At 50.9% G+C, this 18,497-nt stretch carries 16 protein-coding genes; 3 read left to right on the top strand and 13 right to left on the bottom strand.

Annotation, left to right across the window (positions count from 1 at the left end; translation table 11 throughout):
• Positions 1 to 46: 46 nt before the first annotated feature.
• The 6 genes from I2H39_RS26800 to tadA form a co-directional block, all read right to left on the bottom strand.
• A complete protein-coding gene (locus tag I2H39_RS26800; protein ID WP_138310339.1) occupies positions 47 to 889 on the bottom strand; it encodes a carbohydrate ABC transporter permease in 843 nt (280 codons plus the stop codon).
• Positions 890 to 893: 4 nt separating this feature from the next.
• Positions 894 to 1,799 (bottom strand): sugar ABC transporter permease, encoded by a 906-nt coding sequence (locus tag I2H39_RS26795; RefSeq protein ID WP_138310340.1) that lies wholly within the window; start codon positions 1,797 to 1,799, stop codon positions 894 to 896.
• A gap of 149 nt (positions 1,800 to 1,948) precedes the next feature.
• On the bottom strand, positions 1,949 to 3,346 hold the full coding sequence (locus I2H39_RS26790) for a sugar ABC transporter substrate-binding protein (RefSeq protein WP_138310341.1): 1,398 nt from the start codon (positions 3,344 to 3,346) through the stop codon (positions 1,949 to 1,951).
• 61 nt (positions 3,347 to 3,407) lie between these two features.
• On the bottom strand, positions 3,408 to 4,592 hold the full coding sequence (locus I2H39_RS26785; RefSeq protein WP_195627958.1) for a PLP-dependent aspartate aminotransferase family protein: 1,185 nt from the start codon (positions 4,590 to 4,592) through the stop codon (positions 3,408 to 3,410).
• Between the two features lie 93 nt (positions 4,593 to 4,685).
• Positions 4,686 to 5,369: a FadR/GntR family transcriptional regulator gene (locus tag I2H39_RS26780; protein ID WP_195627957.1), complete on the bottom strand. Its 684-nt coding sequence runs from the start codon at positions 5,367 to 5,369 to the stop codon at positions 4,686 to 4,688.
• 124 nt (positions 5,370 to 5,493) lie between these two features.
• Positions 5,494 to 6,012, bottom strand: coding sequence for a tRNA adenosine(34) deaminase TadA (gene tadA, locus I2H39_RS26775; protein WP_347563866.1), 519 nt, complete (start codon positions 6,010 to 6,012; stop codon positions 5,494 to 5,496).
• Positions 6,013 to 6,238: 226 nt separating this feature from the next.
• On the opposite strand from tadA, the gene I2H39_RS26770 reads away from it, so the two are divergent.
• Positions 6,239 to 6,937 (top strand): anaerobic ribonucleoside-triphosphate reductase activating protein, encoded by a 699-nt coding sequence (locus tag I2H39_RS26770; protein ID WP_195627956.1) that lies wholly within the window; start codon positions 6,239 to 6,241, stop codon positions 6,935 to 6,937.
• A 103-nt stretch (positions 6,938 to 7,040) separates the two neighbouring features.
• Here the strand turns inward: I2H39_RS26770 and I2H39_RS26765 are convergent, their stop codons facing one another.
• Complete coding sequence (locus tag I2H39_RS26765; protein WP_195627955.1) at positions 7,041 to 9,227, bottom strand: DUF6128 domain-containing protein; 2,187 nt, start codon at positions 9,225 to 9,227, stop codon at positions 7,041 to 7,043.
• A 209-nt stretch (positions 9,228 to 9,436) separates the two neighbouring features.
• On the opposite strand from I2H39_RS26765, the gene nagB reads away from it, so the two are divergent.
• The gene (nagB, locus tag I2H39_RS26760; RefSeq protein WP_138310346.1) at positions 9,437 to 10,162 is read left to right on the top strand and encodes a glucosamine-6-phosphate deaminase; all 726 of its coding nucleotides are present in this window, start codon (positions 9,437 to 9,439) and stop codon (positions 10,160 to 10,162) included.
• A gap of 178 nt (positions 10,163 to 10,340) precedes the next feature.
• Here the strand turns inward: nagB and I2H39_RS26755 are convergent, their stop codons facing one another.
• Together I2H39_RS26755 and I2H39_RS26750 are read right to left on the bottom strand one after the other, a co-directional pair.
• Positions 10,341 to 11,642 (bottom strand): MFS transporter, encoded by a 1,302-nt coding sequence (locus I2H39_RS26755; RefSeq protein ID WP_195627954.1) that lies wholly within the window; start codon positions 11,640 to 11,642, stop codon positions 10,341 to 10,343.
• 48 nt (positions 11,643 to 11,690) lie between these two features.
• The gene (locus I2H39_RS26750; protein WP_195627953.1) at positions 11,691 to 12,878 is read right to left on the bottom strand and encodes a M20 family metallopeptidase; all 1,188 of its coding nucleotides are present in this window, start codon (positions 12,876 to 12,878) and stop codon (positions 11,691 to 11,693) included.
• 153 nt (positions 12,879 to 13,031) lie between these two features.
• On the opposite strand from I2H39_RS26750, the gene I2H39_RS26745 reads away from it, so the two are divergent.
• The gene (locus I2H39_RS26745; RefSeq protein WP_138310349.1) at positions 13,032 to 14,357 is read left to right on the top strand and encodes a hypothetical protein; all 1,326 of its coding nucleotides are present in this window, start codon (positions 13,032 to 13,034) and stop codon (positions 14,355 to 14,357) included.
• 111 nt (positions 14,358 to 14,468) lie between these two features.
• Here the strand turns inward: I2H39_RS26745 and I2H39_RS26740 are convergent, their stop codons facing one another.
• The 4 genes from I2H39_RS26740 to I2H39_RS26725 all read right to left on the bottom strand — a co-directional run bounded on the left by I2H39_RS26740 (position 14,469) and on the right by I2H39_RS26725 (position 18,440).
• Positions 14,469 to 15,041 carry a hypothetical protein gene (locus I2H39_RS26740; RefSeq protein WP_138310350.1) on the bottom strand — a complete coding sequence of 191 codons (573 nt, stop codon included), beginning with the start codon at positions 15,039 to 15,041 and terminating at the stop codon, positions 14,469 to 14,471.
• Between the two features lie 28 nt (positions 15,042 to 15,069).
• A complete protein-coding gene (locus I2H39_RS26735) occupies positions 15,070 to 15,531 on the bottom strand; it encodes a MarR family transcriptional regulator (RefSeq protein ID WP_007036347.1) in 462 nt (153 codons plus the stop codon).
• Positions 15,532 to 15,642: 111 nt separating this feature from the next.
• On the bottom strand, positions 15,643 to 16,992 hold the full coding sequence (gene murD / locus I2H39_RS26730) for a UDP-N-acetylmuramoyl-L-alanine--D-glutamate ligase (protein WP_195627952.1): 1,350 nt from the start codon (positions 16,990 to 16,992) through the stop codon (positions 15,643 to 15,645).
• A gap of 11 nt (positions 16,993 to 17,003) precedes the next feature.
• A complete protein-coding gene (locus tag I2H39_RS26725) occupies positions 17,004 to 18,440 on the bottom strand; it encodes a hypothetical protein (protein ID WP_195627951.1) in 1,437 nt (478 codons plus the stop codon).
• Positions 18,441 to 18,497: the final 57 nt, after the last annotated feature.

The raw sequence follows: 18,497 nt of genomic DNA, 5'->3' as shown, positions 1-18,497 counted from the left end.
ATATCTGTCCGCCGGCCCCGGCCCGCTCCTGTGCAGGACAGCACGCTTAACCCTTAACCGAACCTGCCGTAAGCCCTTCAATCATATACTTCTGGGCAAAGGCAAAGAGACACATTGTAGGAACCAGGGACATGATGGTTCCTGCCGCCATCTCGCCCCATTTAATATCGTACTTCAGAATCAGGCCGTTAAGCCCTACCGGTATGGTCTTGAACTTATCCACGTCAATGAACATGACTGCCATGAAGAGTTCATTCCATGAATTGATAAAGGCAAATATGAAGGTTGCCGCTATGCCGGGCATGATGACCGGCACCACCACTTTAAACAGCGCCTTGAAATAACCGCATCCGTCTATCCAGGCAGCCTCCTCCAGGGATTTGGGTACGCTGTCAAAGAAACCGCACAATGTCACCACTGAAAAGGGTATCATCATATTGGTATAGAGCATGGCCAGGCTGCGCAGGTCGTTGAGCATCTTCACCTTTGCCAGGAGCTGGTACAGCGGAGCCAGCATGATGAACATGGGTATCATCTGCGTGACCAGGAAAAACAGCAGAAGCACATTCTTAAACCGGAAATGGAACCGGCTAATGACATAGCTGGCCAGTATGGCGATGAACACCGCACAGGTGGCTGCAACTGCCGAGGAGAAAAAGGAGTTCAGCATATACCGCCCGAAATTCCCCTTCCACAGCATGGCCACATAGTTGACCGCAGATGCCGGGTTAGGAAGATACCGGACCGGAAACGCATAGATTTCTCCCTGGGAACCCTTTAAGGATGTGAGAAGCATCCATACAAAGGGAAACATGGTCAGCACAAGGAAACATGCCAGTATTAAATATTTCAACAGGCTTTTGAGCCTTTTCTTATTCTTCATTGTCATGATATCATGCCTCCTCGTCCGTATACTTGGTGGCAACCAGATAAATGGCCGCAAATACAATGAGGAACAGGATACACAGCACGCCTACCGCTGACGCCAGGCCGTAATCCAGACTCTGGACCAGCTGCATCATATAGGACGTGATGATGTTGGATGAGCCTGCAGGCCCGCCCTGGGTCATGGAGTAAATCAAATCCGGGAAATTAAATATCCAGATTACCCTCAGCAGGACCGTCAAAAGCAGCACGGAACGGATACAGGGCACCGTGATGTTGGTGAACTTCTGGAACGGGCTGGCCCCGTCCACGTCCGCAGCTTCATACAGGTCTTCGGACACGCCTCTTAAGGCTGCCGTTATCATAATGGTGAAAAATGGTATGCCGTACCATATATTGGCGATGATACAGGAGTAAAGGGCCGTGTTCTTGCTGGCCAGCCATCCCACCGGCTGGCTGATTAAATGCATTCTCATAAGCAGGTCATTGATGACGCCTGAGGTTCCGTTAAACATCCAGCGCCACATGATGCCGATAATAAAACCCGAAACAGCCCAGGGGAAGAAAATCAGGCCCTGGTAAAGGCTGGAACCCTTAAATTTCTTTTTCAGAAGCAATGCCATGGCAAAACCAACTGTAAACTGGACAAACAGGGAGATTCCCACCCATTTGACCGTGTTGAGCATGGTGGAGTAAAAGGTATTGCTGGTGTTGTGGGCAAACAGCTTGCTGAAATTTTCCAGACCCACCCACTTGATATTCTTGACATTCATCAGGTTGTAGCTCTGGAACGCCATCAGGGACCCCTTTATCATCGGATAGTAGGTAAATATCATGGGAAACAGTATGGCAGGAAGAACCATGATAAAGATGAAGCGGGCTCTCCTCATTTTTAATTTTGACGTTTGTTTCATGCCATTCCCTCCTTGCCGGCTGCGCGTTCCGTTTTTCCCGGACCAGCGCGCACAGCTCAATATCCGGAAGTGCCGGGAGCAGGTCCCCCGCTCCCGGCACCCTCCGGTCCTTACTGATTGTGTTTCATACGTTTTTCGTCAATCCGGCCTTACCACTTCTGACCCTCATCCTTGTAAGCCTGGGTCCAGAACTCATCCAACCACTGCAGCAGCTCATCATCCGTTATTTCATCGGTCAGGTATTTCTGGTACATGGTATCAACCTCTGTCTTATAGGTGGCAAATGCCTCATACATCTGGGGATATGCCGCATGGCGGTACACATCCGGTTCTTTTGCCATATCCATGTACATTGCAAAACGTCCCTCGGAGAAGTAAGTATCCTTCTCAGCCGCATTGTTGTGAATCGGGATTGTGGAATAATTTTTTGCAAAGTATGTATTGTTCTCGGAATTGGATAAGTACAGCAGGAAATCCGCGGTCTCATCCGGATGCTCGGTGAAGGATGTCATACCCCAGCCTGCAAATCCGTTGGGGAATACAGCCTGGCCCGATGGTCCCTTGGGGAACGGAACCAGCGCCCACTGGTCATCCTGCATATCGGCGGAACAGGTGGCGATTACTTCCGGGTCCTGAATCAGCATGGCTGTGGTTCCGCCCACAAAGCCCTGCACCATCTCAGAGAATCCCCATGCAATAGAGTCGGTCGGACAGGTATTCTTAAACAGGTCTTTGTAGAAGTGCAGCGCCTCTTTTACCTCAGGCAGGGTGAAAATAGTTGCGCCGTCCCCATCCTTTAAGAAGTAGGCCGCATTGGGGTCCGCCACCTTATCCGTGCCAATCCAGCTCCAGTAAATGGTATCCGCATACTGATAGCCGCTGGGGCCGCCGCGGAAGGAGTAGCCGAACCTGCTGTTAGACGGGTCCGTGATAGCCAGGCCGGCATCGTAGATGTCCTGCCATGTCTCCGGCTGGTCAAGTCCCTTCTCCTCAAACCAGTCCGCGCGGTAGAACAGGCCTCTCTGATAGAATCCGTAAGGAATCAGGTAAGCGCCTCCCTTGAGGTAATGGATTACCTCGTCGGCCGACTCGGTCAGGGTATCCTTCTCATCCCACCCGTCAATGTATTTCTGAAGGTCGGCAATCCATTCATTGGTGGCATACTGGGTCACGGTGGAATCACGCACCTCCACAATGTCAGCGCCGCTTCCGTTCATGAGCATCTGGGTGATTTTGGCATCTGCATTCTCCAGGGGCGGGGAAATGATATCAATGGTAATGTTTGAGTGCTCAGCCTGATACTTATCCGCAATCTCCCTCAGAACAGCCGTCCTCTCAGGACTTGTAAGGGACTCCACCAGGGTGATGGTGACAGCTTCACCGGATGCAGCTTTACCGCCGCCGTCATCCTTGCCGCCTGCGTCCGCTGACGTGGCAGCTGCCCCGCCGTCCGCTGCTTTTGTGGCATCCGGAGCAGCACTGCCGCCTCCGCATCCTGTCAGCATCACAGCCGCCAATGCCATTGCTGCTAATTGTTTCTTCTTCATCTGTTCTCCTCCTTTTTACTGCTTGATTTTCACTGCTTCTTGTTGCTGTTCTTCCAAGCTTCTATATCTTAGCAAGAGCCGATTCCAAATCTGAAATCAAGGCATCTGTACCTTCCAGTCCGCAGTGGATGCGGATAACGTTCTGTCCTGCTCCCAGTACCCGGCAGGCGGCTTCATCCAGTCTGGCGTGAGGCAGGAACACAAGACTCTCAAATCCTCCCCATGACACGCCTATCTTAAATATCTTAAGGCTCTCCGCCAGCTTTACCGCATCCTCTGTGGTTCCGTCAATCTCAAAGCTCATAAGCCCGGTATTGCCTGTCTGCTGCCGCTTCATCAGCTCATACTGGGGATGGGAGGGAAGCCCGGGGTAATTCACCCTGCGCACCTTGGGATGGGCTTCCAGGAATTTTGCCACCTCCATGGCTGCGGCCTGATGGGCGGCCAGCCTGACCTCCATGGTCCGCAGTCCCCTTATCATGAGCCACGCCTCCATGGGACCCACGATTCCGCCCAGAAGCTCCCTGTTGGCGGTCAGCTTTTTCATAAGTCCCTCATCCTTTACTGCCAGCATGCCTCCGATGATGTCACTGTGTCCGCCAATGTACTTGGAGGTAGTATGCATTACAATATCCGCCCCCATATCCAGGGGCTGCTGGTAAATCGGAGTACAGAACGTATTATCTATGTACACCAGCGCCTGGTGTTCCCGTGCAATCCGAGACACAGCCCGTATGTCCTGAAGAGAAAATACCACGGAAGCCGGACTCTCCAGTACAATCAGGTCCGTGGCGTCCGTCACAGCCTCCTCAAACTCCTCCACCCGTTCTCCCGTCACATAGGTGATGGTAATGTCCAAATGCTCCCTGCAGTATTTGCTGAGAAAGTCCTTTAAGGGTCCGTATGCATTGTGGAGGCACACTACATGGCTGCCTGCCTTACAGGCCGTGAGGACCGCCGTAGTGGCTGCCGCCATGCCGGATGCAAAAGCCAGGGCCCCTGTGCCGTGCTCCAGGGCGGCTATCTTGTCCTCCAGTATGCGCACCGTGGGATTCTGCACCCGTCCATAGCAATATTTGTGCTTGTCGGTCCGGTCAAAGTCATAGTAATCATCAAGTGTCTCAAATACATTGAGCGAATTCATGAATACCGGGGGAACGATTGCATTGTAATAGTGCTCATACTCTTCCCCGTAATGGGCCGTGATTAGCTTTGTACTTTTTAGGTACTCCTCCTGATTTGTCATATCATTACCTCTCTCCTCCCTGATTATTTGTAAATAATATACAATCCTATATGCTATATGCTATAATATAGGTTGGAATAAATTTATAAAATATTATCGTTGTTTCCGTATATCTCTGTACACAGCATCCAAAAGCTTTTCATTGATTGTCTGTGCTTTTTTCACATTCTTTTCGCAGATGGCATTATAAAGCTCCTCATGGAGAGGAAGGCTTTCCAAAAACGGGTCCTCCATGTTCAGCGGAAATTCCCAGAACTTATCCATGACACCGCTGATGGACAGAATCAGCTGATACATGACCTGGTTATGGGACAGACGGTAGATGGTATAGTGGAACTTCTTATCCTCCGCTGTCTGCTGCTCCCCACGGCGGAACTTTGCCATCAGCACCTTTGTTATGGCGCCCAGCTCCTCTAAGTCCTCCTGGGTTGCGGAGTGGATAACCATGCGGAGTATCTCCCGCTCCAATATTTTACGCACCTCCAAGGTATCCAGGAGCAGTTCCTTTTCCTTGGCAAAATCAATCAGTCTCAGAAGGTCATTAATCTCCTGGCTCCCCACATAGATTCCCTTGCCGTTCTTTGCCTCCAGTACGTTCCTGGCCTCCAGTGTCTTCATGGCTTCCCTGAGGGAGGTCCTGCTGACCCCCATCATCTCTATCAGTTTTTCCTGTGAAGGAAGACGGTCGCCGGGTTTTAAGTTGTTTTCCTGGATGTAATTCTGTATATATCGGATAATCTCTGATTGGAGAGATGTACGCTGTATTTTATTAGTCATTATGCTCACTCTCATGATGTTTTTGTTTAAGTTTGATATATTAACCTTACCACATATAATATTGATTGTCAATAATGGATTATATTTGCTTTCATTACGCAATATAAATATACATATTGCACAATTATTTTATCCTCTGTCCCCGCAGGCCCCGGAAGAACTCCGACATCAGCTCCGAGCACTCCTGCTCCAGCACCCCTTCCACCACCTCTGCCTGATGGTTGAACCCCGGTTCATGGAGCATGTCCAGCACAGACCCCGCACATCCTGCCTTGGGATTCATGCACCCCACAGCGATTCTGGGAATGCGGGCCTGGACAATGGCTCCGGCGCACATGGGACAGGGTTCCAGCGTCACATACATGGTGCAGTCCTCCAGACGCCAGTCTCCTATTTTTTTACATGCCTTTTTTATGGAAATGATTTCTGCGTGGGACAGCACACTCTTATCCGCATTACGCCGGTTATATCCTCTGGCAATGATTTTGTCCCCGCAGACAATTACGCAGCCAATGGGCACATCCCCTATGGCAGCTGCCTTTTTAGCCTGGCGGAGGGCTTCCCTCATAAATCCTTCATCCCGCTGTCTCTGCTTTAAACGCTGCTCCTCTGCTGCAAGGGCTGCAAGGCGCTGTTTTTCCATTCTCTTCTCGTAATTCCTGCGCCGCGTTTCCTGGCCTTTCAGGCGGGCTGCTTCCGCCTCTGCTGTTTTGCTGCGGGTTTCCCGGGCTGTTTCCATAGTATCCTCTCCGCGGTCAATGGGTTCTCTTCTCATCATCTGATTCCTCTTTTTTTAAAGCTCTATGTGTGTTATACTTTTTCATTATATAGAATATTTGAAAATTTGAAAAGGGACAGGTTAAGGTGCCATGAAAATATGCGGACTTCAAAAGACTACGCTGCTGGACTTTCCGGGCAGGGTAGCTGCAACTATATTTACAGGGGGATGTAATTTCCGATGTCCGTTCTGCCATAACAGCGGACTTCTGGGTTCAGATGCAGAAGAATATGAATCACAGGAATACGTTCTGGCGTTTCTGGAAAAACGCAGACGGGTGCTGGAAGGAGTCTGCATCACCGGCGGAGAGCCTACCCTTCAGCCGGACCTGGAGGATTTCATACGGAAGGTGCGGAGCCTGGGACTGGCTGTGAAGCTGGATACCAATGGCTACATGCCCCATATCTTGAAAGATTTGTGCGCCAAGGAACTTTTGGATTGTGTTGCAATGGATATCAAGGCAGGGCGGGACCACTATGAAGAGGTAACAGGTATATCCGGCCTTTCCATGGAACGGATAGATGAGAGCATTGAATTTCTGCGGTCAGGCAGTATTCCCTATGAATTCCGGACCACCGTTGTCCGCGGTCTTCACACATCTGATGATTTCAGACAGATTGGACCGTGGATTAAGGGTTGTCCCGAATACTACCTGCAGTGCTTCACGGAATCCGGGGAGGTACTGGTCCCGGGGGTCTATTCAGACTTTACAAAAGATGAAATGACGGCATTTGCTGATTTGGTACGCCCCTATGTGGGGCGGGTTTCCCTTAGGGGAATTGATTACTAGAGCTAATATGGAATGTACTGGATTTAAGGTATACTGACAGATTGATGCCAGGCATGTTTTCCCACCCCGGCACAGCCTGGCTGCGCCGAGATGGGGAACTGTTTTAATCCTGGTTTTCTAACCGCACATCCGTATACCAGTATCCAAATCGGCCGTCCTGTGACGGCTGTTTTCTTGCCAGCACAAAATGCGGGAAACCAAACATGGACGCCATGTATTTTTCATTACTGTAGTAATTGCCCGGCACCCCAAGTATGTATCTGGTCCGCCCTTTTGTCTCATCGCCGATGCGGGCTAATATCAGATAACGGTAATTATAGTATCCGTGCAGCAGAAAACTGTTATTGCCGTAATTCCAGTTCTCCCGCGGAAGCAGTCCTATATCCTGGGGCTTGATTGTCAGAATCTCACACCCGTTGGAGCTGTCAAATGCCTGTATTTTGGGATACCGCTTGCGGAACCCATCCCAAAGTCTGCCGGGAAAGTCCGATTGCTGCTCTTCCTGCTCCAGCCGTTCCAACTCCCGGGGATTTCCCAGTATCAGAGTTTCCTCTCCCGTATCAACCACAGGCACCTTTTCTTCCGCCGGTCCCATTGCAGTACTGCTGTCAGCTGCCTCCGGTCCGGCCTCCCCTATAAATGGCTGACTTCCCTGAGATGGCTGCTGGCTGACCGGACGCCGGTTTGGCATTGGGCGTTGGTTTGGTGCGGGCTGCTGGCCTCCTACTGGCGGCTGGCCTCCCATCGGCTGCTGGCCTCCCATTGGCTGCTGCCCCCCCATTGGCTGCTGGCCTCCTACTGGCGGCTGCCCTCCTACTGGCGGCTGGCCTCCCATCGGCTGCCGTTTCATGGAATACTGCTCTGGCATCCGCTCCCGGTCCGATTGTCCCCCGGAGACACCTGTATTCATTGTTCCTGTTGGCATGTGTCTGCGCGGCATCCCAGGTCTGGTCATGATATTTGGCCGGGGAACCGTTCTGTTCACCGGTGTATTATCAGGCTGCAGCGGTATGCCTGTATCAGGAACCATATCATCCGGCCTGGGCGCCCCCATATTCAGCGAATCTTGGGGTGTCTGGAGCCCGCGGGGCATGAATCCGTTCTCCTGAGAAAGCTGTTTCCTGATGGATGTCACATTCTTTTCATTCCAGCTGCGCTGGGTATTCTGCTGCCGCTCTGCAGAATTCCAGTTGTTATTCCAGGTCCCGCGTCCCTGTTCCTGCTCTCTCTCCCTGTTTGCAGGCGTTGCACCATCAGCCTGGTTTAAGTCTTCCACAGGTGCGGTTCCGGCCGCGTCTTTATTCCCTGGCGCTGCCGCCCTCTCTGACTGGCACTCTAAGGGGGAATCCGATGTATCTTCTGATTCCTGTGTTTCCTCCAATCCATCCGGCGCTTTGTCCTCCAGTGATTCCGGCTCCATCTCCATACTGTCTTGTGTATCAGGCAGCCGCACCGGTTCCAGCTCCAACTCCTCCCCGGCCTCCGGATACGCTGAAACATCCATCTGATTTACAACTTCCGCTGTCTCCCCATTGGTTTCCGGTACGCTGTCAGCCTGCTCCTCCTGAGTCTCCGCAGTTTCAGCTGTTTCTGCCCCCGCTGTCCCCAATATCATTTCTTCCTGAGATATTTCTGCCTCCTGTACCGACTCCACAGATTCCCGGCCTTCCTGCATGTTTGCGGAATCATCCTTTATCCCGCTGTCAGGCGCTGGTTTTAAAGAGGATTCCTGAATCCCGTTCTGTTTACCGGCAACGCGCATCTCCCGCGCCCCTGCCGGTGAACTGCTGAGGACAGGGCTGTTCCCGCCTTCTTCTGCCTTTTCCCCTGCCCGCAGCTCCTGATTCAGTTCTTCCACTTTTCTATGTATCTGCGCCTCTGCGTCTCCCACTTTACTGGAGGTCACATCCGCCAGCTCTACCTCGGCCGCATGGGCCACCGCATCCTCCCAGATGGTTGTGTAGGCCCGCCATGAATCACCCTGTTCATGTATGGTCAGGCCATAGCACTGGTCCATGCAGCAGCCGGAATCAGCTGCATTTTCTACATTCACCACAGCGCGGAATTCGCCCCCGCCGCTGCGTATAAAAATACTTCCCAGGAAAATCTCCTTTCCCGGAGCCAGCAGATACACCCCCAGGTCGCTGCTTCCAACGTAAACCTTTTTTACATTTACGCTGAGCTTGCATTGTCCATTCCGGGATTCCAGCTTGGCAAACCCAATATTCTTTCCTTTTACCTCGCCTTCATAGGCGTAGATATAAGATATCAATCTCCGATAATTGGTCATACTTTCACTCCTCGCACCCATAATCTGCAGCTGCCCTGAACACGGCCTATCTGCTTTTATAAATATTTTATGCATTTACCCCTTGAAAGTATGTTAGGAAAATGTTATCCTATATTTAAAGATTAATAAAAATTTTTTCCAAAACAGTGGCCCACTGGAAATCCGGGGCAGCGCAACTACTAATAATGTATGGAAAGGTGGCAATTATTATGAAAATCTACAAAGCAAAAGATTACGATGAATTAAGCCGCAGGGCAGCCAGCATCATCGCTTCCCAGGTACTGATGAAGCCTGACTGTGTTCTTGGCCTGGCAACCGGTTCAACCCCTATCGGCACCTACAAGCAGCTGATTGAGTGGTACAACAAAGGCGATTTGGATTTCTCCAGTGTAAAGAGCGTGAACCTGGATGAATACAGAGGGCTTACCAGGGAGAATGACCAGAGCTACTACTACTTCATGTACAACAACCTGTTCAAACACATCAACATCAGCATGGACAAAACCAATGTTCCCGACGGCACCCAGCCTGACAGCGAAAAGGAATGCTCCCGCTATGAGGACGTGATTAAGAATTTAGGCGGCATTGACCTGCAGCTTCTGGGCCTGGGACACAACGGCCATATCGGATTCAACGAGCCGGACGAAGAGTTTGCCAAGACCACGCACTGCGTGGACCTGACCCAGAGCACCATCGAAGCCAATAAGCGTTTCTTTGCTTCCATTGATGATGTTCCGAAGCAGGCTTATACCATGGGTATCGGAACCATTATGAAGGCTAAGAAAATCCTGCTGGTTGTCAGCGGCGCTGATAAGGCTCAGATTCTCCACGATGTACTCCGCGGCCCTGTAACCCCTCATGTTCCTGCATCCGTACTGCAGCTTCACAACGATGTGATTGTGGTTGCAGACGAGGCTGCCATGGCTAAATTATAGCATCCGGTACGCTTACTACCGGCATACTTAATGCCAGCATACTTACTGCCGGCATACCTAATAATCATATTTAACATCAAGCATATTAATTCCAAAAAACCATGCCTCTCTCCCCGACCGGAAAGAGGCATGGTTTTTTAACTTCACATTCTAGCTTCACATTCTGTATCAGCGCTATTTAAGCCGGCTGTTCCTTGCCCTGCTGTTCCTGCGCCAGTTTTTTCCGGGATAGCTTCATGCATCCCAGGGTGGCTACCAGGGTAAAGGCCATGGATATCACGCAGGCAGGCCAGATGATGCTGTAGTTTTTCGTAATATCATAGAGAAGGGATACCAGAAGCGTACCCACCACGCCGCCGAACCGGTTCACTGAAACTACCATTCCATAGATTGGACCGTAATCCCTGTTTCCGAATATCTTACTGGTAAGAAGGGTTGGCATTATGGAGGTGATGCCGGATGCAAGCCCGTAAGCCACAATCATCATATAAAATGCCACCTGGTTCTTTGCAAATATAAATCCCACAAATGCCAGGATTCCCACGCCGCACACATAAACCGTGGCAGCCTTCTCTCCAAACCGGTCAGTCACATGTCCTAAAATCAGCTTTCCGAAGATTCCCACTGCCATGTAACCGGACACAACCTTTGCAGCCACAGCTGAGCCGTATCCGATATCGGTCAGGTAAACCGGCAGCTGCAGGGCTGCTCCTGTTGCAAAGGTCATACAGAAGATGGCCAGCAGAAATACATAGAGGATAGGGGAACGTCTGGCCTCGGCCGCTGTCATGCCTGTAACCTGCGCCTCCTCCTTCTGGGCGCCCTGCGTCCTGTTACTGGTGTTTGCTCCATTTGCAGCTGCATTTTCAGCTCCGTAAGGCCGCAGGCCCACATCCTTAGGCGTGGACCGGACCACCAGGTAGGTGACAGGCACTACGATGACCAGCATGATTAATCCCATGGCGCGGTCTGAAAAGCGCCAGCCATATGTACTAATAAGCCGTTCCACCACAGGGCTGAAGATAACTCCGCCGATGCTGGTTCCGATTGCAGCCACACTGATGGCAAATCCCCGCTTCTCCTTAAACCAGATGGTAAGCAGAATGGATATGGGCAGAAGTGTGCTTCCGGTAAAGAATACACCCTTGATAAAAGCCAGTACCAGGATTCCCCATATATTGGGCATCAGTGAACGGCCTATGGTACAGAGAGCCGTAACGGCCACACAGCCGGGAAGCAGTTTTCTGGCCCCGTGCTTCTTATACAATTTCCCCCAGTAAGGCGCTGTCAGCACAGCTCCCACCGTAATGCATACACTCTGCAGGGACAGCAGTGACCTTGGAACCTGCAGGTCATTGTACATCGGTACAATGTACAGGGAACTAATCTGCATAACCAGCGCCTGTACAATTACATTGATTAAAATACATACGCCCAGAATATACCACGCATAATGGACCTTTTTCTTCTCATTACCCATAATCTCTTCTCCTTTACCATGAAAACCTGACATATATTTCCCAATTGTTTACGCATGTTCGCGCAGCCACTGCTCTGCCACCTGGGCATATGCAGCTGCCCCCAGGGGCAGGCATGCCTCATTGAATCTTACCTTCGGATGATGCTGGCCATATTCCACATCCTTGCCAACTGCCGCTCCCAGGACAATGAAGGAGGACGGTACCTTATCTGCAATGAATGCAAAATCTTCAGAGCCGGGGAAGGATTTACGCAGCAGTTTCAGCTGCTTTTCCTGGAAAATGCCGCCCAGGGCATTGTATGCAGACAGTGCAACCTCCTGGTCCGCCACCAGAGGTATGGCGTAGTTCTCATCCAGAATCACTTCTGCCTGTGCCCTGAATGCCCTGGCCACTGACTCTGACATCTCTTTCATTCTCTCTATGACTGTTTCCCGTATTTCCTTGGAATAAGTACGGATGGTTCCCTTCATCTCCACCTCATTGGGAATCACATTGAAGGTAGAGCCTCCATGGATGGAGCCAATGGTCAGGACGCCTACCTCCCCTGCCTTGATTTCCCTGGCCTGCAGTTCCTGGAGCGCGATGTGGATATGGGCGGCTGCATTGATGGGGTCCACTCCCTTATTCGGGGTAGAGCCATGGGTTCCGTGACCCTTTACCCGTATGGTAAACAAGTCAGAAGACGCACAGGCCGGTCCCTGGAATATCATAAATGCTCCTGCTGGTACCACGGAATTCACATGGATGCAGAGTGCCGCGTCCACCTTGGGATTCTCCAGGATACCTGCTTCCAGCATGTTCCGGGCTCCCTGCATATCTTCCTCCCCGGGCTGAAACAAAAGCTTTACGGTCCCCTCCAGGGCATCCTCGTTCTCCTTCAGCATCCTGGCTGCTCCCAGCAGCATGGAAGTATGCAGGTCGTGGCCGCAGCAATGGGCTATGCCGGGATTCCCGGATGCGAATTCCAGACCGCTTTCTTCCTGCATGCGAAGGGCATCCATGTCCGCCCGCAGCAGAAACACCTTGCCGCCGTCTTCTCCGGCTCCCTTTCCCACAGTTGCAGTGACCCCATTCTGACCAATGTTCCTGGGGGAGTATCCCATTTCCTCCAGTTTCATTTTAACATATGCCGCGGTCTTTTCCACGTCCATACCGGCCTCCGGATTATGATGGATATGCCTTCTGTTTTCCGTGATTTCAGGTATCAGTTCCTTTGCCCTCTCCAAATAATTCACTGTATCACCCTCCTGTACATTTTTTATACTATTTAATATTTATTATATATTTTATTTATTAAATGTCAATATTTTTATTTAATAAATAGTAAAAAATTTCTTGAATTATTTCCTCTTCATTGTTATAATTTGTTTAAAGGGGGATTTTATCTTATGAATTACAGACTTGCACTTATATCCACAGAAGAACATTGCAGTTATATCCGGGGAATCCTGGATGGAATGGCGTCTGACTGCGATGTTGAATATATATATTACCATTCATTCAGGGAACTTCCTGACCTGTACCGGCGGATTGAACCTGACTACGACGCTTTCTGCATAACAGGGGCCTTTGCCAGGGAAACCATTATTAAGTCCCGGACAGACCAGCAGAAGCCGGTATTTACCATTTCCGAGAAATCCACGGAAATCTACCGGGAACTGCTGACCCTGATTAATGAGAACCGGGATACGGACCTGAGCCGCGTCATGTTTGACTACTCCTTCTGCATTCCCAATATGTACTTTAAATCAGCCAACCGTTATCTGGAAAAGGAAATCCAGCATGAAAAGATGCATGTCTCCATATTAAAGAACATGACCCTGGACGAGCTGCTGGATACAGACAACAAAATCATCGCCAATGCAACAGCTGCCTGGAAGCAGGGACAGTTCGACCTGGTGCTGTGCCGTTTCAGCACCGCCTATCCCAGACTTAAGGAGGCGGGGATTCCCTGTAAGTTCATCTATCCTGCCGCTGATAATGTGACGGACACCATCCTGAGAATCGTGGACAGTCTGGATATGGAACAGCTTAATAACAACCTGCCCGGTATTATCTATCTTTCATCCCCTGACATTAACAGCAACTCCGCCGATGAAATAACGCCTGAAAGCGTGAACCTTCAAAAGTGTCTCCTGGATTTTAACCGGGAACATACCACCGGTTTTCTGTTAAAGAAAACACTGCAGGGATTTGAGATTTATACCACGCAGCAGGTGCTTGAACGGATTACCGAACATTTTACAGTCTGCCAGCTGCGCAGGTATATTGACAGCTGCCTTGGCATGAATGTCCATATCGGTTATGGAATCGGCGTCAATGTAATGCTGGCCCGTTCCCATGCCATTGATGCCTGCAGCATGTCGGCAAAAAGCGGTAAAAGCCATGTGGTCACAAAGGACGGCAGTTATATCGGCCCCCTGGGAGCACAGGAGACGCGGGAGGAAGGGGACCCTGTTTCCCAGAAAGTCCTGCAGATTGCCAAATCCACCGGCCTTTCCATATCCACGCTGCAAAGAATCAGCTCTGCCCTGGAGCTGATTGGCTCCAGGGAAATCACCACCCAGGAGCTGGCCAGCACCCTGCAGGTCACGGTGGCCAACACAAACCGCTTCCTCAACGCCCTGCAGCAGAACGGCTTTGCGCAGATTATAGGTGAAAAAAAGTCCCTGATGAAGGGACGTCCCAGCCGGATTTACCGCCTGGAGCTGTAGGAAAATTAAAATCCGGCAATGCGCGCCGGACCGAAACAAACCGGAAAACAGACAAAGGCGGCTGCCCTGCAGTGGAATCTCCACTTACAGGGCAGCCGCCTTCCTGCTTATTTATTCAACAGACTCATAGTCTGCATTATAGGTGAGATAATCATCATCCCCCTGCTTAATGTCATCGCCTTCATAGTTAGCGCCGTTCACCTTAAGCTTAAGCTTGGACAGCTCAAAGTTTTCCGTGAAGGTATTGCCAATCTCAGTGAGGAACATCTTGTCGGAGCATCCTTCTGCGCTGTCGGCCTGATTTAAATCCAGGGTTCCGACTGCATTTTCCTCCTTGCCCTCAATGTCAAAGCTGAGAACGTTTGTGCCGTCAGTCAGCACGCCGTATTCAATCAGCTTGTCTACCAGAAGCTGCGCATCCAATCCCTCTGTATCAAGGGAATCCATATCCTGCACCAGGCTTCCGCCGCCGCCGTGATATACGGAAATAACAGCTACCGGCATCACGTTGGGGTCCGGAACTTTATCGCTGGCCCCGCCTGTGCTTGGCGGCACCATATCCTCCTGGGATTTAGCTGCAGCTGCAGCAGTGGTTTCTTTTTTCTGTTTTTCAGTGGTAGGTGTACAGGCTGCCAGGGATACTGCCATCAGGACGGTCATAACACCAATCAACCATTTTTTCATAATTGTAAAGCCTCCTTAAATAATCCTCTTAAAAGCTTCTGAACCAGGTATTGAGCTTTGTCAGCGCCTTTACCAGGGCTTCCAGCTCCTCCTCGGTCAGTTCTTTTACCACGCTGTCTATCATCTGTTCATGGAACTTCTTATGATGATAATAAGCCTTAACTCCTTTTTCTGAAAGGGATATGAATACGACCCTGCGGTCCTCACTGCTGCGGTTGCGGACTACATAGCCCTTTTTCACCAGGCTGTTCACGGATATGGTTAATGTTCCCACCGTGACCGACAGTTCCCGGGCAATGGATGACATGTTCTTTGGCCTGTCTATACCGATAGCGTCTATGACATGCATATCGTTATTGGTAATATCACTAAATTCCGAGGTGATAATTGCCTTCTGCTCTATATCATTGACATCGCGGAACAGGCTAACCAAAACTTCATTCAGCGTCTCGTAAGCTCCCACGTTTCTCCCTTTCACTTTCTGCTTCAAAAGCTTCTTACTGATTGTACAGTATTTTAAGTGTTCGCACAACCCCCTAAATCCTTATAAAATTCTTAAAAGGTTGTGATTTTTTTGTTTCATTTACAGTTTTATCCAAATCTACTTCTTAAATACAAGACGCGAAAATGTCTCTCCCCGTTCCTCGAAATTCCGGAAGATACCATAGCTGGCTGCTGCCGGTGACAGCACGCAGCTTGTGCCCGGCCTTGTTATCTGACGGGCCCGCTTGACCCCGTCCTCCAGATGCTCTGCCAGTATGAGTCTGGCCCTGTTCCTGAATTCAGGATAATATTTATGTATCTCCTGGTATATCCTCTTGCCCGTGGCCTCCATCAGGATAATATGGGGCACACTGCATTCCGACAGATACTCAATCAGCTCCCTGTAGTCGATTCCCCTGTCCATGCCTCCTATGAGCACTGTGTCCGTATCCTTCAGGGTCCTCAGAGCCTGGATGGTGGTGTCGCAAATCGTGGAAATGGAGTCATCATAATATTTCACGCCCTCCCGCTCCCCGATATACTGGAGCCGGTGGGGAAGGGGCTCATATGTCCTGAGGCCCCGGGCAAATACCTGGTCGTCCATTCCCAGTATACTGCATACCCCGTAAGCCACGCCTATATCAAAATAATTGTGCTGTCCCAGCAGCCGGATTTCATCTGTGGGAATCCGGAACGCCCTTCCCTGATAATGGACCCAGGTACCGTCCTGCTTCTGAGTCACATCCAGCTCCCCGCCGCTGCCGTCCATGCCAGCCCTTACCAGCCTGGAGGGACAGGCCCCTTCCTCCGGCAGGCATTGTACGTTGCAGATTAAGATATCATCCGGGCGCTGGTTCTTAAAAATATGGCGCTTGGCCTCCACATACTTTTCCATGGTGCCGTAATGGTCCAGATGTTCCTCATGGATGTTCACCAGAATCCCTATATGGGGGGAAACAGTCATATACTCCAGCTGGTGGCAGGACAGTTCAAACACAATCCGTGTGTCCGGCTTCACTTCCTCCATATGGTCCAGGGCAGGTATGCCTATATTGCCCACCAGCAGGGCATCCATTCCCGCCTGTTTTAGCAGGTGATACAGAAGGGTTGTGACCGTACTCTTGCCCTTGGTTCCCGTGATACCAATAATTTGGTCCCGGAAGCACCGGAAAAACACTTCTGTCTGCGACAATATACTGCACCTGTATTCCTTTTCAGGCCGTTCCAGGACAATACCCGGACTTTTAAACACCACATCGTAATCATCCAGGCATTTCTGGTAATCCGGCCCGGTGTGCCACAGTGTACCATCCTCAGGCACGGAAGCAGGCGCCTTTACATCCGCAATATCCAGGGCTTTATAGGTTCCCAGCTGTCTGAGGACATTCCAGGTGGACTGTCCCTCCCTGCCATAGCCCAGAAGCAGGACACGCTTTCCCTTAATCCAGGGCTCTATTTTCTCAATCACGTTTGTTCTCCTTATAAGCCATCCACGCAGTATTTCCTCACCAGCAGCGCCAGGTCATCCGGAACCAGGTGATTGGCGTCATAGTAAGATGCGTACTGGTCCCCCCTGGCCCGGCAGGTCCGGTACTGGTCCGTTGTTTTATAATAGGAAAGAAGACGCGGCAGGGGTTCTCCGGCTTCCTCCAGCCTCCTGATTGTAAGTACGGCTGCTGTGTTTATCTCATCACGGCTGCCCACGCACTCAAAGGGCTTTTCTTCCTTTATGCCAACCAGCTGGTCCAGGGTATCCTTTAGGTCCCAATCCTCCAGCATATTCCGCCCAAAGATATCCATAACCTCCTGCGCCGGAAGAAAAGGCGACAGAATCAGGTACACAAACAGGCACTTGGGACAACGGCCGCACCAGGAATCTGTCTTGCTGCCAGCATTGCAGCTGCGGAAAATACCGTGGTACTGCTTCTGCCCGGCAAAATACCGGGCTATCTGGAATTCACTCAAAGGGCGCAGCATACTGAAGTAATATGCGCTCCCCTTCAGATATGTGGTCTGATAATAATGGAAATCCTCCTCAAACTTAAAGCTCTTGGAATACTGGTGGTTTACCGTGGTGCCCTGGACCGTGCTCTCATTGGCACTGGATTCATTGGACAGCGCCACCATGGAAAGACCGTGCATTCTGGCTGCTATGATGCTGGAGAATGCCACCAGCGCGGAAAACGGCGTATGGCCGTTCAGGTATCCCTGCCGGTTAAGCTCCAGCATGTTGGCATCCAGGGTCCTCCTTACGTTTATGACATGGTCCGCATCCAGTCCGGCCACCTCCGTGGTGTGGATGGTCGCTCCTCTGGGATTGATGATATAGGCGTACACGGTCTTTCCCGCCAGCCACATAAGTTCCAGTGTCACCGCAGAATCCTTTCCCCCGCCAATGGGGACCAGGACGCCGCCTGATACCTGGGAAGCACTGTGTACGGCGCTGACGCCGGGCGCCTCCCCCTCTTTATCCGTTTCCGGGCCGCCCTCTGCGGACAGTCCTGTACGCCGGACGCCGCACCGGATATCCATAAAATGATTGGGGTCAGCTTCCTCTATGCCGTTCACATAGAAAAATTCACCCAATCCATTGAAATACAGGTCTTTCCACCAGTCTGTCTGGTCCTGGTTCAGGTATCCGGCCTCCACTATCACCTCGGGAGGGCAGGCGATTTTCCAGTAGCTCACCAGCTCCACCATTCCCAGGGAAAATATCATATCCTGCATGAGCCTGTCTTCCGACCATCTGCAGCTGTCCCCATCTGCCTTTGGGAACACCCACACCGGCGCAAATTCAGACAGCCCCATGGTTTCAAACCGGTATGTAATCCGCAGCTCACTGCCATTTTCCTCTGTTTCATATCCTCTGTAAGCAAATCGGGGATACTGCTCCCGCAGGCTCAGATACTGTTTCATTCCTTATTCCTCTTCTCTTCACAGCATAAACCCGCTGTATGCCAGGGTATGTCCGGA

This window comes from Clostridium sp. 1001283B150225_161107_B6 (assembly GCF_015556325.1).
Lineage (GTDB): Bacteria > Bacillota > Clostridia > Lachnospirales > Lachnospiraceae > Enterocloster.
This window is presented reverse-complemented; position numbering and strand designations above follow the sequence as displayed.